Annotated in this window: 14 protein-coding genes; 7 read left to right on the forward strand and 7 right to left on the reverse strand. The window is 36.4% G+C overall.

All coding sequences use genetic code 11. The annotated features are described in order from the left end of the window. Positions 1-12 precede the first annotated feature (12 nt). From Q0972_RS10635 to Q0972_RS10665, 7 genes are all read left to right on the forward strand, one after another. Positions 13-2,157 (forward strand): S46 family peptidase, encoded by a 2,145-nt coding sequence (locus tag Q0972_RS10635; RefSeq protein WP_299365642.1) that lies wholly within the window; start codon positions 13-15, stop codon positions 2,155-2,157. Positions 2,158-2,351: 194 nt separating this feature from the next. Continuing rightward, positions 2,352-3,065, forward strand: coding sequence for a hypothetical protein (locus Q0972_RS10640; protein WP_299365644.1), 714 nt, complete (start codon positions 2,352-2,354; stop codon positions 3,063-3,065). A gap of 25 nt (positions 3,066-3,090) precedes the next feature. Continuing rightward, positions 3,091-4,770, forward strand: a complete 1,680-nt coding sequence (locus Q0972_RS10645; RefSeq protein WP_299365646.1) for an alkaline phosphatase PhoX — start codon at positions 3,091-3,093, stop codon at positions 4,768-4,770. A gap of 14 nt (positions 4,771-4,784) precedes the next feature. Beyond that, positions 4,785-5,291 carry a GNAT family protein gene (locus Q0972_RS10650; RefSeq protein WP_299365648.1) on the forward strand — a complete coding sequence of 169 codons (507 nt, stop codon included), beginning with the start codon at positions 4,785-4,787 and terminating at the stop codon, positions 5,289-5,291. A gap of 123 nt (positions 5,292-5,414) precedes the next feature. Beyond that, complete coding sequence (locus Q0972_RS10655; protein WP_299365649.1) at positions 5,415-6,257, forward strand: hypothetical protein; 843 nt, start codon at positions 5,415-5,417, stop codon at positions 6,255-6,257. Positions 6,258-6,285: 28 nt separating this feature from the next. After that, on the forward strand, positions 6,286-6,867 hold the full coding sequence (locus Q0972_RS10660; protein WP_299365651.1) for a Crp/Fnr family transcriptional regulator: 582 nt from the start codon (positions 6,286-6,288) through the stop codon (positions 6,865-6,867). Between the two features lie 124 nt (positions 6,868-6,991). Continuing rightward, on the forward strand, positions 6,992-7,567 hold the full coding sequence (locus tag Q0972_RS10665; RefSeq protein WP_299365653.1) for a YceI family protein: 576 nt from the start codon (positions 6,992-6,994) through the stop codon (positions 7,565-7,567). Between the two features lie 64 nt (positions 7,568-7,631). Here the strand turns inward: Q0972_RS10665 and guaB are convergent, their stop codons facing one another. From guaB to Q0972_RS10700, 7 genes are all read right to left on the reverse strand, one after another. Next, positions 7,632-9,101: an IMP dehydrogenase gene (guaB, locus tag Q0972_RS10670; RefSeq protein WP_299365654.1), complete on the reverse strand. Its 1,470-nt coding sequence runs from the start codon at positions 9,099-9,101 to the stop codon at positions 7,632-7,634. 108 nt (positions 9,102-9,209) lie between these two features. Further along, positions 9,210-10,544: an alkaline phosphatase gene (locus tag Q0972_RS10675; protein WP_299365655.1), complete on the reverse strand. Its 1,335-nt coding sequence runs from the start codon at positions 10,542-10,544 to the stop codon at positions 9,210-9,212. Positions 10,545-10,629: 85 nt separating this feature from the next. Continuing rightward, positions 10,630-13,110, reverse strand: coding sequence for a TonB-dependent receptor (locus Q0972_RS10680; protein ID WP_299365656.1), 2,481 nt, complete (start codon positions 13,108-13,110; stop codon positions 10,630-10,632). Continuing rightward, on the reverse strand, positions 13,100-14,464 hold the full coding sequence (locus tag Q0972_RS10685; protein ID WP_299365657.1) for an HTTM domain-containing protein: 1,365 nt from the start codon (positions 14,462-14,464) through the stop codon (positions 13,100-13,102). The genes Q0972_RS10680 and Q0972_RS10685 overlap by 11 nt, the downstream gene beginning before the upstream one ends. 3 nt (positions 14,465-14,467) lie before the next feature. Then, a complete protein-coding gene (locus Q0972_RS10690) occupies positions 14,468-15,607 on the reverse strand; it encodes an imelysin family protein (protein ID WP_299365659.1) in 1,140 nt (379 codons plus the stop codon). A gap of 91 nt (positions 15,608-15,698) precedes the next feature. After that, the gene (locus Q0972_RS10695; RefSeq protein ID WP_299365661.1) at positions 15,699-16,823 is read right to left on the reverse strand and encodes a hypothetical protein; all 1,125 of its coding nucleotides are present in this window, start codon (positions 16,821-16,823) and stop codon (positions 15,699-15,701) included. A 110-nt stretch (positions 16,824-16,933) separates the two neighbouring features. Next, a complete protein-coding gene (locus Q0972_RS10700) occupies positions 16,934-17,191 on the reverse strand; it encodes a hypothetical protein (RefSeq protein WP_299365663.1) in 258 nt (85 codons plus the stop codon). Positions 17,192-17,281 lie beyond the last annotated feature (90 nt).

Raw genomic sequence — 17,281 nt, forward strand, 5'->3', positions numbered from 1 at the left:
ATGAAAACTAAAATGAAACGACTAAACTATATTCTAATTGCCCTTTTGTTCACTATACCTACATCGATCTTTGCTAACGAAGGTATGTGGTTTTTAATGCATATTGAACGTCTTAACCACCGCGATATGCAGAAAATGGGCCTACAGTTAACATCCGAAGAAATCTATAGCATTAATAACCAAAGTTTAAAAGATGCTATTGTGCAATTCGGCGGCGGCTGTACAGCAAGTATTATATCGAGCAATGGTTTGGTACTTACAAATCATCATTGTGGGTATAATGTTATAGCCGAATTATCTACTGCCGAGCAGAACCACTTAAAAAATGGTTTTTGGGCAAAATCATTAGATCAAGAATTAAAACCGCAAAATCTATCCGTAAGATTTTTTGTGAGAATGGATGATGTAAGTGAACGAATTCTATCAAAAGTTAATGACTCCATGACAGAAAAAGAACGTGAAGCTGCCATCAACAAAGAGATTGCTAAAATTCAAGAAGAAAATAATGAAGGCGGAAAATACACCGTTTCGGTAAGATCTTTCTATCAAGGCAACGAGTATTATTACTTTGTATATGAAGATTATACAGATGTAAGATTGGTGGGCACACCACCTGAAAGTATCGGAAAATATGGAGGCGATACTGATAATTGGGAGTGGCCACGCCATACAGGAGACTTCTCTTTATTTAGAGTATATGGAGATGCTAATGGACAACCTGCGGAATACTCAACTGACAATGTTCCACTGAAAGCAAAATATCATTTACCCGTTAATATCAGTGGTGTAGAAGAAAACGACTTTGCCATGATTTTAGGTTATCCAGGACGCACCAATCGCTGGATGCCTGCGAAAGGTATAGAACAAAATGTTAAGTATGCTTATCCTGCATGGGTCGAAGGCTCTAAACTAAGTATGGATGTCATGAAAAAGTATATGGATAAAGATGAATCCATAAATCTAATGTACGCTTCACAGTATGCAGGGATTGCCAATTATTGGAAAAATCGCCAAGGCATGATAGATGCCTTAACCAAGCATGGAACTGCGGCTACAAAACGCAAAATAGAGGCGAAATTTGATAAATGGGCCAATAAATCAAAGAATAAGGCTACTTATGGTGATGTTATAAATACTATTAATAAATATTACAGCCTTACCAATGAAAAAGCACAACACGACAACTATTTATACGCTTTACTGCGGTCATGTAAATTCTCTATACTTCCTTACAGAATCGGTAGAGGACTTGAAAATTATACTGCTTCAAATGATGCAAAACGTAAAGACTTGTTGCCCCAATTATCAGCATTAATAAATAGTTCGTACAAAGACTATCACTTACCTTTAGAAAAAGAAGTCTTGGCAGAACAACTTAAGCTATATGCTACAAAGTCTAATTATCCGCTACCAGAACTAGTAAGTGAAGTAGCAACAAAACAGGATTTTGACAACTATGTTGAGGCTATTTTTAATCTGAGTATGTTCTCTTCTAAAGAGCGCGTAGAATCATTTTTAAAGTACCCAAATGCCGACTTATTGGCAAATGATCCGCTTTACAAGTTATCATCAGCCTTATTGGCAAAATATAGAGAAGAACCAGAAGATCTTCAGCAACCTTTAAATGATTTCCAAAGAGCATTTAGATTATTAGTCGAAGGATTGCGTACATCTGAAATAAGTAGAATCAAGTATCCTGATGCAAACTCTACACTTCGATTATCATATGGTAAAGTAAGAGCTTTACCTAAAGATGCAAGAAATGATGCTGCGATTAATAACTACACCACCTTTAAGGGCGTTATCAATAAATACAAGCCAAATGATCACGAGTTTGATTTGCCCAAAGACATGCTAGAGTTTTATGAAAAGAAAGACTACGGACGTTACGCTAATAAAAAAGGACAACTCCCAGTAAACTTCTTGACAGACAATGACATTACAGGTGGAAACTCAGGATCACCAGTACTTAACGGAAAAGGAGAATTAATAGGCTTGGCTTTTGATGGTAACATTGAAGCTATGGCAGGTGATGTAATATTTGATAAGGATTTACAACGAACAATAAATGTTGATATTCGCTATGTACTTTGGTTAATTGACAACTATTCTAATGCCAAGAACATTGTAGATGAACTGACAATTATAGCAAAGTAGGGTTAGTTTTTAATATTGAATGCGTTATAATGAAATTAAAAATTCATTATAACGCATTTTAATTTATAGGGTATGATATAAAATATCTTTCAAAGGATTATTTAACAAAAGTATTAATGTAACTGAGTTTTGCTTATAAAATAATATTGTATTTTTAATTGTGAAAAAATCAATCTTTTAATACCAATCTAGTTATGTTACAAAGAAAATTTGACGATCTAGTAAAATCAGAATTCCCTGGTGCCATGGATGCCAAAGACACCTCAATTCACTACTTAGGGAAAATGCAACTCGAATATAAGATAGACATTTCCAAGGTGTTAATGGCGACATCCGTATGTTCAGATGATATAAATGTCCCTTCCACTACGTTCTTTAATGTATTATTTGGTCCGTTTATTATGGGAGGATTAGGAGGGCTTCCTTTTGCCGGCCAAACTGGTATGACGGCATTTGCACACCATATTCCAGATGGAGGAAGTGCCTTCATTTTTTATGGTCCTCACATTGGTGTTACCCTTGATGGTGAATTGGGTAAAATGTACAGACCTCGCCAAGAAGAAACCGGAAATTCTTGCGGTGCACTGATGCTCGCCTTAAGTCGATTTGAAGACAGTAATTACAAACCTATAGTAAATGATGATGACTATCAACAAATGAAACTTGAAGAAAGTTTATTACCCTTCAGGGATGATATTCTAAATAGTGATAACCCACAAAAAGCTATCACCGAAGCCACTTATAAAATTATTGATAAAAAAGTTCATGAACATATTAAAACATGTAGAGATGAATTTCATGTGGATCGCGTTACTCTTTTGGGCGGTATCATCATTAATACCGACTACGGATTAGATGATTATTTTGCGGTAAGAAACTTTGAGGTCATCTACCTTAAGCATTTATAACACTAAACACTCACCAAATAGCATTATGGCATACAGTCGTAGAAAGTTTATTTCCTTTTTAGGTAAAGCGAGTATAGGAGCAGCAATAGTCCCTCCATTCTTAATCTCTTGTGGTAATACAAGTACACCTGCAGAGACTAAAGCTTTATCAAACGATGAGCTTAAAAAATTAAAGAGTTTTGTTTTAGAGGCACTGCCAGCCTCAGACAAGGATGATTTACTTCTAACTAAAGGGCTAGATTATCACACCATAATAAAATGGGGCGATAAGATAAGTAATGAAGATACCTTTGGGTTTAATAATGATTTCACCTGTTTTATTCCACTAGACAAAAACAATCCAAAAGATGGTTTATTATGGGTAAATCACGAGTATATCAACTCACTTTATATTGCAGGTTTTAATTATAGAGACTACGAAAATCCGCTGGAGCATATCACCTTAGAACAAGTCGATAAAGAGATGTACAATGTAGGTGGAAGTATAGTAAGAATTAAAGAAGAAAACGGTAAATGGAAAGTGATTGAAAACGATCCATACAATAGAAGAATTACCGGAAAAACACCAATTCAATTAAATTGGGACCACCCTATTAAAGGGAAAACCAGTGCAATAGGAACACTAGCTAATTGTTCTGGTGGAATTACACCCTGGAACACCTTTCTCACTTGCGAGGAGAACTATGATGGTTTCTATGGCGAAACTGAATATGATGAAAATAATATCGCCTCCAAGATTCCAAGTAATTATTATGGTTGGGAAAACTTTTATGACTATCCTCCCGAACATTATGGCTGGGTCGTAGAAATAAATCCGCAAGACGGAACCGCTCAAAAGCACATTGCACTTGGACGGTTTGCCCATGAGTGTTGTACCCTATATGAACTTGAAGATAAACGTGTTGTTGCCTATACAGGAGATGACAGTAATAACGAACATCTCTATAAGTTTATCTCGTCTAAACCAGGTTCTTTAAAAATCGGCACACTCTATGTCGCCGATACCATCAATGGCAAATGGCTGGCTTTAGATTGGGAAAATCAACCTTTATTGAAGAAAAAGTTTAAAGACCAAACCGAAGTGCTAATTAGAGCAAGAGAAGCAGCCAAAATATTAGGCGCTACACCTTTAAATCGCCCTGAGGATATTGAAATTGATCCTATCACAGGTAACATATTTGTATCTCTTACCAACAACAAGAGCAAAAATGATTTTCATGGATCCATCCTAAAAATTGAAGAAACCAATGGTGCATTTGATGCCTTAACCTTTAAAGCGTCAACATATAAAGCTGGTGGAGAAGAAAACGGATTTTCTTGCCCAGATAATTTAGCGTTTGATCAGTCTGGCAATTTATGGATAACCTCGGACATGTCTGGAAGCTGGATGAATAAAGAAGATAAGCCTTATATGCCTTTTAAAAACAATAGTTTGTTTGTAATCCCAAGATATGGCAAAGATGCCGGAAAAGTAATTAGAGTAGCTTCTGCGCCCAGAGATGCCGAACTGACTGGCCCATGGTTTTCGCCAGATGGAAAAACCTTATTTCTCAGTGTGCAACACCCAGGTGAACAAACGACAGACATTAACAACCCTACAAGCAAATGGCCCTTTGATGAAGACAACATTCCTAAACCTGCTGTGGTAGCTATTACAGGGGACTTAATAGAAAAAATGAACAAACTGAATCAAATTGAGGGCTAGATCTTTGCAATGAGATGACAGAATTAAAACTTAGACCTTGGAAGGAAAGCGATTTAGACAGTTTAGTCACATATGCCAATAACTGGAATGTCGCTAAAAATTTAACTGATAAGTTTCCACATCCTTATACACGCGAAAACGGAAAACAGTTTATTGATTATGCCTGTAGTTCTAATCCCATCAGGGTTTTCGCAATCGATCTTGGCGGAGAAGCTGTTGGTGGCATTGGTATTCATCCACAGGACGATATACATAGAAAAAATGCCGAACTTGGTTATTGGCTGGCGGAACCTTTTTGGGGTAAAGGCATTATAAGTGAAGCCATTAAGGAAATTGTTGATATTGCATTTAAGACCTTTGAAATAGATAGGGTATTCGCAAGACCATTCGGAACTAATATCGCCTCTCAAAAGGTTTTAGAAAAAAATAACTTCGTTTTAGAAGGAAGATTTAAAAAAGTGTTATTAAAAAATGGAGAACATTTAGACGAATTGGTTTACGCCATTAGGCGAGAAAATTAGTTGCAATAATGTGTTAGTTTAAGGTTAGTAGCCCGTTGATATAGTTAAATCCATTTTCCAATTATAAAAGACTGAATTGAGAATAAAATCCTAAATATCAATACATTCATCTAAATCAAATCAATGAAATTCATTAGATACATAATCATTTTAATGGTACTTATGCTATTTAGCTCATGTACCGATGATGACTCATCTCCTGGTACACAAACTAATACTGAACCTGATTATGAAAAATTAGTATTCGAAGAATCTACAGCTTATAATTGTGATGTGTTTACTACCATCGATATTGGAGATCTTAAAGTTGAAAACAACGTTTGGAATGCAGGAGGGCTTCCTCCTAATAGCTATTCACAATGTATCTATGTCTACGAAGATGACACCTTGAATCTTATAGGTTGGGAATGGCAATATCCCAATGAGGCCTCCGGAGTTAATGCCTATCCACAACTAATTTATGGTTGGAAACCATGGCAACCACCATCTACAACCCAAAACTTACCCAAGCAGATTTCTACTCTGACCACACTTAAAGTAACTTATGATGCGGAAGTAACAAGAAATAATGGTGACTATAATTTGGCCTTCGACAATTGGATAAATTCCTCTCCAAGTATTACGCCGCAGAATATTCTATTTGAATTTATGATATGGGAAGATACAAATAACTTAACACCTTTTGGTGAATTTCAGGAGAACGTTAGCACTACTAACGGCACTTATAAATTTTACATAGGAGAACCCGATTGGGAACCCGAAGGTAGTAATTGGACATATTTATGCTTTCAAAGAATTGGTTACAGAAGCCAAGGTACTGTAGATATAGATGAATTACTTTCGTATTTAGTTGATGAAGGCATCGTCTCACAAGATGATTACTTGGCATCGATTGAATTTGGTAATGAAGTCGGTAATTCAACTGGGCAAAGCATCATTAAGGCTTTTAGTGTAGAAATAGAATAGACTTTAAACTTAAAATTAACTTAAAACAATGCTCAACGATAGATTTTTGAACTATACTACTAATTACATCGATCTTAACAAAGATGAATTAGAACTACTGAATTCTAAAGTAACTGAGCGTACATATCTTAAAAATCAGTACATCGTTCAGCAAGGCGATATTTGCAGAAGTGCCAATTTCATTATTTCTGGCTGTACCAAAACGTTTTATATGGACGATGAGGGCCAAGAGCACATTGTAATGTTTTCCATTGAAGATTGGTGGACCTCAGACCTCGGCAGTTTTATCACCCAAACACCTGCCGATTTTAATGTGCAATGCTTAGAGCCCACAACGTTAATTCAGTTTACATACAATAATTTAGAAGAACTATATGCCAAAATTCCAAAGATAGAGCGCCTCTTCAGAAAAATTATTGAACGTGCCTACGTGGCTTCGCAAAAACGTATTATACGAAATTTTAGCCTTGATGCTAAAGAACGTTATAAATTGTTTAGATCTAAATATCATGAGATTGACCAACGTGTACCACAATATATGATCGCATCATATCTTGGTATCACTAAAGAATTTCTGAGCAAGATAAAAAGTCAACTACTTCAAGATTAGAAAAAGTTAATCTAGTTTAATAGCATTTCATATTCCAGTTTATTTTTTAAGATTATGATGTTAGAGATCTTTGTACCTAGCATTAAAAAATGAAGTTTAAAAAACAGATCAAAAACTAGAAATTATGAAAACAATAAAAAGAACAACGGCGATCATTGCTATTGCATTTCTGACCTTCTCATTTACAACTTTAGAGGATATCAATAAAGATGTGAATATAGACAAAAGCAAGGTGACTTGGAAAGGCTACAAAGTAACAGGTTCTCATACTGGAGAAATTACAATCAAATCTGGAACGTTAAACTTTAATAATGAGACGCTTACAGGAGGCAACTTTATTATAGACATGACTACTATAAGTGTCACAGATCTTAAAGGTGACTATAAAACACAACTTGAAGGGCATCTAAAATCTGATGATTTTTTTGGAGTTTCTGATCATCCCGAAGCAAAACTCGTCTTCACTGACGTGAAGGTAAGTGGAAAAAATGCCTATGAGATTACTGGAAACATCACCATTAAGGGCAAAACCGAAACCATAGCATTTGATTTGTCCATTTATGGAAACAAAGCTACAGGTTCATTAAAAATTGACAGAACAAAATTTGACGTAAAATATGGCTCTTCAAGCTTTTTCGACAATCTAAAAGATAAAGTCATTTATGACGAATTTGATATTGTAGTTGATTTGGAGTTCTAAAAAGTAAAAGATTAAAAAAGCAGCACCGAAAGATGCTGCTTTTTTAATTTATCTCTAATGCAACTTACCTAGAATAATTTGGTGCTTCTTTAGTAATAGTAACATCATGCGGGTGACTCTCATGTATGCCACTTGCAGTAATCTTCACAAAACGACCCGTTTCTTGTAGTGTGGCAATATCCTTAGCACCACAATAGCCCATACCGGCTCTGAGTCCACCAACAAATTGATGGATACTTTCAAATAATTCACCCTTATATGGAACTCTACCTACTATACCTTCGGGTACTAATTTCTTGATATCATCTTCAACATCCTGAAAATAACGATCTTTACTGCCTTGCTTCATAGCTTCTACAGATCCCATTCCTCTGTAAGACTTAAATTTACGTCCCTCATAAATAATGGTTTCACCAGGGCTTTCTTTTGTTCCTGCTAAAAGAGACCCGAGCATCACAGTATCAGCGCCGGCAGCAATAGCTTTTGGAATATCGCCAGTATACCTAATTCCTCCGTCAGCAATCACAGGAACACCAGAACCTTTAATTGCAGCAGCAACTTCTAGTACTGCAGAAAACTGAGGAAATCCTACCCCAGCTACTACTCTTGTAGTGCATATAGAGCCTGGCCCGATACCTACTTTAACTGCATCTGCTCCAGCATCAACCAAATATCTAGCAGCTTCACCCGTTGCTATATTACCAACAATAACTTCAATATCTGGGTATCTATCCTTTATCTGTTTAAGTATACCAACCACACCTTTGCTATGCCCATGCGCCGTATCAATGACTATGGCATCGACACCAGCATTAATAAGTGCTTCTGCCCTATCTACGGCATCACCTGTTACACCAATGGCAGCAGCAACGCGCAATCTACCTAAGTTATCCTTATTTGCAATGGGTTTTTGAGTGACTTTCGTAATATCTCTAAAGGTGATTAAACCAGCTAATTTATCACCTTCAACAATTAACAATTTTTCTATTTTATTGGCTTGTAAAATGGTCTCTGCATCTTTTAGCGACGTACCCACAGGAGCAGTCACTAAGTTTTCACCTGTCATTACTTCAACAATGGGTCTGTTATTATTGTGCTCAAAACGCAGATCACGGTTGGTTACAATCCCTTTAAGTGTACCATTATCATCAACAATAGGAATACCGCCTATACTATGCTCACGCATGGCATTTTTGGCATCTGCAACAACGGCATCCAAAGGTAAGGTCACCGGATCTATAATCATCCCACTTTCGGCACGTTTTACGCGTCTTACTTTTTGGGCTTGCTCTTCAATAGTCATATTTTTATGGAGTACGCCTATGCCACCTTCTTGTGCCATAGCAATGGCCATTCGGCTTTCTGTAACCGTATCCATCGCGGCAGAAATAACCGGAATATTAATCGTGATATTTCTCGTGAGTTTTGATTGAATGTTAACTTCGCGCGGAAGTACTTCTGAAAATGCTGGAACTAAAAGGACGTCATCATAGGTAAGACCTTCACCTAAGATTTTGTTTTCGTGTGCTGTCATGTTGCAATTAGATTCCTAATTTCTTAGGAATGACAATTTTAAAGTAAAATAGCTAGGCTATTTTGTTATTGTTTTCAATTAATTGCACGCAAAGATACGATTAATTAACTAATCTTTCTTAGTGTAACGTAACTGTTTTGCCAAGATTTCATAGTCCCAAACCTTTTCACCTTTTTGATTATAAATAGTTAAAACCAATTTACGGTCTGTTCTTGGACCTGTTACATTAATCAAACCAAAGTTTCTTTCGTAGAATGTCTTTCCTTCAACCTGTAACGTATTACCCTCATCCCTCGGCTTGTGAACTCCAGATGTTAAAGGCGAACATGTAATATCTATTAGCGGGTATGCTTCAGCACGGTCTAAACGCGATAGTTCGGTATGGTGTCTATCTCCACTCATAAAAACCACACCCTCAATTTTTTCTTTATGCAACCGTTCAATTAACGCTTCACGTTCCTCTGGATAGGTCGCATAGTTTTCGTACACAGCAGCATCAGAAATCGTTTGCCCACCGATACAAACCACCTTAAACGTGGCCTTACTCGATGTAAGTGCTTTAATTAACCAATCTAATTGCGCTTCTCCCAAGTAGGCCTTATTTGGTGTTTTTTGACGATTAGGGTCGCGATGATAACGGTTGTCCATCATAAAAAACTCAACATCATTCCACAAAAAATGTGAGGTAATACCACCTACTTTAGCCGCATCAGTATTTAAATTCCCCCAATAATCGTTAAAGGCTTTCTCAGTAATATCCTTGTTGACATATGACACATCAGAGTCGTTAGGGCCATAATCATGGTCATCCCAAATAGCATAATGATGTACACTTCCCAATAGAGGTTGTAGTTCTGGTGTAGCTCGGACATGTCTATGGCGATGCCTAATCCCACGCTCGGTTAAAAAATCGGGTGTTCGCAGATAAATATTATCACCTAACCAAACCATAAAATCAGGATCCTTTTGTAAGATATTATCAAAAATTTCGTAACCATCACCGTAGCCTTTGCCTGGTCTGTCATCCTTAGGTTCATTAGCATAAAAACAAGACCCTATGGCAAAACTAAAATCTGGCGGATCTGTACGCCATTGCCAAAGTGGTTGTGTTTTAAATTCTAGCTTGTAATCTCTAGGCACATAACTGTCGTTAATATATAGTTTGTAAGTGTAGGTCTTACCATAGTCTACCTGACTTGGAAATAGCTTAGCGATAAAGTCATTGTCTTTTGATGTGACAACAGATTCTGTAAAGTAGCTTTTCTGTTGATCTGTAGCCTTATATTCTATTTTAACTTTGGCCGAAGCTTTAGTTTGGACCCAAATCAACACTTCCCTAAAATCGGAATAACCCACCATAGGTCCTGATTGTAAGAGATCGTTTTGGGCTATGGATATAAAACCCATAAAAAGGACAACAAGAAATACAATATTTTTTTTCATTGGTTGGATAGAATTTTATCAAATATGAAAAAAATTAAGCACGATAAGATTACGGAAATATTAAGTTTGAAACTTGTACCTATTCTTATAGTTTTAGTCCTAAAGTAAGGTAGTAGCTTCTTGGCAATGCAGGTATTATACCTGGCCCTGGATATCCAGTAGCACGCTGTGTAAAATACACCTCGTTCAACAAGTTGTTGATACCTGTCTCTATAGTCCATTTTCTGTAGCGATACGAACATGAAAGGTCAAATACCGAATAAGCAGGAATTGTTCCTATGATACCACTAACACTATCCCCTCTATCTTGAGGTGCATTTGAAGCATCTGTATATTGCTCTGACAAATATGAATATTGCAGATCGACTAGTAAATTTTTATAACCCATTTTTAATCCTGTACGAAGATTTACATTGGGTACAAATGGCAATTCGTTACCTTCTACGCCTGGCACTTCAGATTCCGTGAATTCTGATTGGGTCAATGCTAAATTTATGTAGTAGTTCAATTTATACGCGTCACTATTTACAAAAAACGTTTCCCTAACATTCCAGTCTAGTAAACTTTCAAATCCATAGGTAAATGCAGTTCCTATATTTCCTCTAAATCTTACAATCCTACCATCTTCTACAGTTTCTCCAAAAGCATTGATGCGCGTTCCGGTTCGTATTACCTCATCAATACGATCATTGTATAGTAATCCAAATACATTGGCATCATAAGATAATACCTTTTTATAGCGTCCACGAATACCTAGGTCTGCGGTAAATCCACTTTCGTCGTCGATGTTCTCATCAACTTGAAACGATGGATTAATAATTCTGATATCGTTAAATGTCACTGATCTATAGTTTTGTGAAAAATTTGCATAGACTTCAAAACTTTCAAGTGGCTTATAACTTGCTCCTAACCCTAACAACAATATATTACGCTCTCGTGTTCGATTGTCATCAAAGGTGCTATCTAAAAGGACATTATCGGCTAGGTCTCTGTTAACGGAACGAAACGTCCCTTCGCTTTCGGTTTTAATGTATTCGAAACGAATGCCAGGTGTCAAAGATAACTTGTCGGACAAATAGAATATGTTTTCTGCAAATACGGCTATGTTAAGATTTGGAAAGTCAAAGTCGGACTGCCGTAGTTCTATAGGTAAGTCTTCTACTTCGTATTCGACAAAACTAAAATTAGCATCATTACCAGTTGTACCAGGGCCTTGACGCTCTTCGTTAAATGCTTGGTAGTATTTGCTTCCTACCAACAACGTCGATTTTTTATTGGCAATATTGTAATTCTTTAAATACCGTAATTCTGCTCCCCAATTGCGAAAATCACCAACCTGTAAGTCTCGAGGTTCTTCCAAATCGTCTATTTGAGATACGCGATTTGTTCTAAAACCTATTGCACTTCTTGAAGAATTCATTCCCCAAAAAATTGCATTAAAGCGCTCGTCTCCTGAAAATTCGTGATTTAGTTTTGCTGTTAATAAGTTCCAGTTAACACGAAACCAATTTCTTGTACGGTTACTAAATGTAGGATCTTCATAAAACTGGGCATCGGTTAGACCACCAGGTTGCTGAGCCGTATAGCTAAGATGTGTAAATTCTAATCCGATACTGGTTTTCTCTGACAATCGATAGTTCAGGTCTGTAAAGGCGTTAAATGCTTCTAATCCCATGTTTGGTCTAGGGGCTTCATCAAAGTTATTTTTGTAGGATACATAGGTATAATGGCTGAACTTTCCATTGGTGCCGCTAAAACTGTTAAACGAAGAAAAACCGCAATTGGTGTCATAAGATTGGCGTGTCACCACCTCTAAAGGTTTTACAGAAGGTGTTTTCAACTTAAAGTTAATCAAACCCCCAAACTGTGAACCATACTGCAATGATGCAGCACCACGTATCACTTGGATTTCTTCTAGTGCTTCAGCAGGCGGTGTATAGTAGCTTTCCGGGTAGCCGAGTACATCGGCACTAATGTCGTAACCATTTTGTCTGGTATTAAAATTGGATGTTCGATTTGGATCTAAGCCACGACCACCAATAGATAGTTGCAAACCACAATTGATGCTCTCATAAATATTCAAGCCAACGACCTGAGCAAATACCTGCCTTGCATTACTGTTAGATTTATTACCTACTATTTGATCTACTAAAACAAATTCGTTTTTCTTTCCTGCGTAAATAGTTGTGCCTTCTACATCCTTTGCCCGTTTTAGGTCAAAAACTTCCCTACGCTTTGCTTGTATAAGGACTTCAGACAGCTCGTTGGATTTTTTAATTTTAACGACCACAGTTTTATTGGCATCCATCACAAATGCTTTTTCAAACCAAGCATAGTCATCGTTGTAAAATACTATATGATGTATGCCTTCTTTTAGGTCATTTAATTCAAAATAACCATCAATATCACTAGATGTTTCTTTGCCCGACATTTTATCGTACAATTCCATAAAAGGAATTGGTTTTTCTGTCTCAGCATCAATTATCTTACCTGATAGCTTATACTGAGCGTTTACGACTGATGTAAGAAAAACTAAAACTACAATTAGCAGTGTTCTAAAATCCATAAATTTTGTCATTAAAAGGCAAGATCCAATCCTTGTGTTTCCAAGAGTCATTAATTTTTGTCAAGTCTACATTTGGGTCTATATAGCGTTGGCTCAACCTACCGTTTAGTGCGATATAACTATCTACATAAACTTCGGGATCTTTGATTCCTCTGTCTTGAAAGTGCTTTTCTAAAAAATGTGCAAATTCTAATATAAAATCTGCTTGTGTACGCAATTGCTTCTCTTGATAGTCGGTCAAGAATTTACTATGGTCTACATAAAACCAGTTGCCATTTTCTGGGTTAACAATTTTATACTGTACATAACCGCCTTTCTCTGTTAACATAACGCGCCAAGAAAAGCGATAACCTTCCTCGGTCCAGAACAATTCATCAGGATAAAGTAAATATCGAAAAGGGAATAAGAGTTGAAAGGTGAAAAAAACAATAAATAAGCCTGCAAGAAACCGATTCTTGGCATTCGGTATCCAAAACAAAGTGGTTGTATCTTTTAGTTTCCCTCTTAGTCTAAGTGCCTTTCTAAGTATATCTATTATTTTTTCGTGAAAGGATGCATCAAAGAAAATCAATGTGGAGCATATCATAACATAGGGAAAAACCCCTATCGGGAATAGTATTCGTGTCAACACATGAAATATCAAAACCAAACCAAAGGCAAACAGACGTGTTCTTTTATAGAATAGAAGAAAAGGAATCGATAAATCGTAAAGCATACCGCACCAACTCATTACATAGTGCATCCATTCTTCTCTAAAAAAATCCCCAATAATAGGTAAATAGTCTCGTGATGGGAGCCAAATCTGTAAGGGCATCGCTCTCAACAACCAATCGGAATTCGCCTTAGCCAAACCTGCATAGAAATAAACAATACATAGCATTAGCTGAATAACTAAAATATTGTATCGTGGAATTTTGGAATAGGCCATTTTTGGATTCCTGAAAGCGTCTAAGGAAAAATGACTATTTGCTGGTAAAAAAATGAGCAAAAATCCTATGAGACTAACAAAGTAATAGTGATTGAGGTAATAGGTTTTGTCTATAAGTTCGCTGTAAGTAAACGTCAAAAAGAATAATATGCAACTCAGTCTATAACGATATCCAATCGTTATACCCAGTGCTGCTACAAATGTTATGGCATAAAGGATATAGGTGTAGTAACCAAGTGTCGTCACAAACTCAAAACCAAAATACTTAAAATGAAACGCAGGCGCTATATAATACTTTTCTACCCAGTTGCCTGACACAAAGCGTAAGGTTGCAAACATCATCAAGCAACCAAATAAAATCCGAAAGACCGCAAGTGGAGCGGCCTTTACAGGATCTTTTAAATATGTAGTAATACGCCTTACCAAATCTTAGTCACCATCGCCACTATTAAACTCAACAGCAATACTCAATGCAGAAAACATATCCGATTTCAACAATACCACATTGGCTTGAAGCTCTTCGAAAGCAGCAAGCATAGCATTATTATCCGAAATGATCTGTTGATAAAAGTTATCATCTAAACTTTGAATAGCTAATCTAGAATTATTAAACTGATCATTGATAAGTGCTGATAAATCATCGCCGTCTTTCATTGTGTTTAAAAAGTCGAGATAACTTTCCAGACTCTCACCATTATTTGTACCGTTGAATATTCTTCCTCTGAAAAATGCCTGTAAGGCATCTAGGGCCTCTAAACATAACGTCTTGGACAAATCTCTTCTGTAAAATGCCTCTACTTTTTCTGCTTCCAGATTACCCTCCGAAAAAACACCAGCTGGAAAACCAATTTTTCCGTTCCTAAAAAACCGTTCATAGTATTCCATCCAATCGTTCACTAAACTATTTGTTGAACTGTTTGAAGATGCACCATCATTGTTAACAAATGTATCGCGATAATTACCTTGCCATGCTGACACAACTTGATCCGTGATAGCGTCAATTCTGTCAACAACTTCACTTAAGTACGCAATGTAATTACTTGAATTACTGTTTGACGTATAAAATTCAAGAATTTCTGCATCGGTAAGTGCGAGACCATATAATAAATAATCTAGTGCAGGAAACCCTTGTGCATCGTTTAGGTTAATATCCTGTAAGTTGTAATTTCCTGATGCGATGTTATTATCAATACTGTTGGAATTGGTTGGGTAGGTATTTACAAAACTTCTAAAAAAAGCTGTTTCAGCAGGACCAATATTAAACATAGATACACTTTGCCATGAGATGTAAGCCTCTTCCCAAGCCGTACGAAGCGCATTTAAGTTGTCTTGGCTTGGTGACAATTCAAATGCATCAGATGCTACTTTTAACGCATCCACATCCGCACTAAAAGCGACATATGAAGGCACAATAATATTGTCTGCCCAATTGGTCAGCATTACCTGCCGATTAAAATCATCATTATTGGAGCCAGAACCATCTGTGTCGTCATCACTACAACTCCAAACTATAATACCCAATAGAATAAAGGTGAATGGAACGATTAATTTATAAAGTTTCAATTTCATAGCTTTGGTTTTAATATTAACCAACGATAAACTACTATAATTATTGGCAATTTATCGTTGGCACAATGTACAACTAACTACTCAATAAGCATTATGGGTTATTATTTACATAAAAGCTCGTAACTTCTGCATCCGTGAAATCGTAAATATTCTGAATAGTATCGATTACCGTATCTAGATTTGAAAAAAGATCTGTTTCATTTAAAAATCTATGGCTTTCTGGATTTTGCCCTTCGATAGCTAATAACTCTGCGAGAATATTATCAATTTCAGTATCTGTAATCAGCTTGTCAGAAAGTCCCTTAAAGCCATGTGCAAAAGCAACTCCCTCTGCATAAGCGTGCATAGCATTTCCTAAAGCAGCATCTTTATCAGGTCCATCTGCCAACGCAAATGCAGCCGTTAATTGATCTTTAGTAGCATTGCAGTAATATATGACTGTTGCAAAATTGGACATTTCCCAATTCATAAGGTAGTCATCAAGGGCCTGATCTCTAATATCATCAAAATTACTTCCAGCTTCCATTGCTGCTTTGGCGGTGATTAAATTGTTTTGGATATCATAGAAAAATCCTGTTTCCGCTGATAGATTTGATCGTCTTCTAGAATATGTTGCAGCGGCCGTTGTTTCAGACGGATTAAAGGTAATTTCAGTACCATGTATTTCGACTAATTTATCTACAGCGCCACTACTAGTAAATCCTTCAGAACCGTTTTTGATACCATTGACCACGGTAATAGCATGATTATAAAGTGCCGCACCAAAAGATCCCTTTTGTACCATCTGTTCTAATTCTAACCCATATTCGTCTAACAGGCGTGTACCTAACAAACCGCCTTCATCTGATCCATCAGGGCTATTGCCAAATCCTGGATTTATAAACCCATCATTTGAGTTTGCAGCAGCAACTAACTCCACTAACCAGCTTTGCACTTGAGTTCTGTAACTCGATAATGTGACTGCTGATAGTGTTGATGGATATGTTATTGCAGCTACGGCTGTCATTTGAGCATCAGCTTCTGCGGTATCAGCAGCCAAAGTCATGGCTGCCAATTCATCGACTACGGTATTCTCTGCAGCAACATTTGTATTAAAGTTATCAGAAGTATATTCTGTAGGGATAGTTAAAGTAGGTGTATCATTATTGTTATCATCATCTGAACATGACGTGAATAAAGCTCCTAAAACTAATAGACTTAAGGTGATTTTTTTCATTTTTTATGGTTTTGCAATTCTTATTAAGACTTGTTTTAAATAATTTGATGCAAAAATAAACCTCATATCCAAATAGACAAAGTTTATTTAGATTAATTTTAAATTAAAATTTATCCGTATATCAAATCAGCTATGACATTGTCGAAATTCATGTGAAAAAGCGTTCCGCAAACAAGATCATCCAAAGCTCTTAATTCTGAAATATTAATATAAAACTCGTCTGTAGAACTATCTAAAAGAATAGAAATGGAGCAGTCTTCGGCCAAAGTATCTTCGGGGGTATTTAGAATTTTAAGCGAGGTTTGAACACAATCTTTTAGCACATAAAGCTCCTCTGAAGAAAGATGAAAAGCGCGTTTATTAAACACCAATTGTATTTTGTTTAATTCATTAATAGTACAGCGTTTTTAGGTAAAACGACGTCCCAGAATGATTATAATAGATTAAGTCAATATCAT

Source organism: Winogradskyella sp., from assembly GCF_028282165.1.
Lineage (GTDB): Bacteria > Bacteroidota > Bacteroidia > Flavobacteriales > Flavobacteriaceae > Winogradskyella.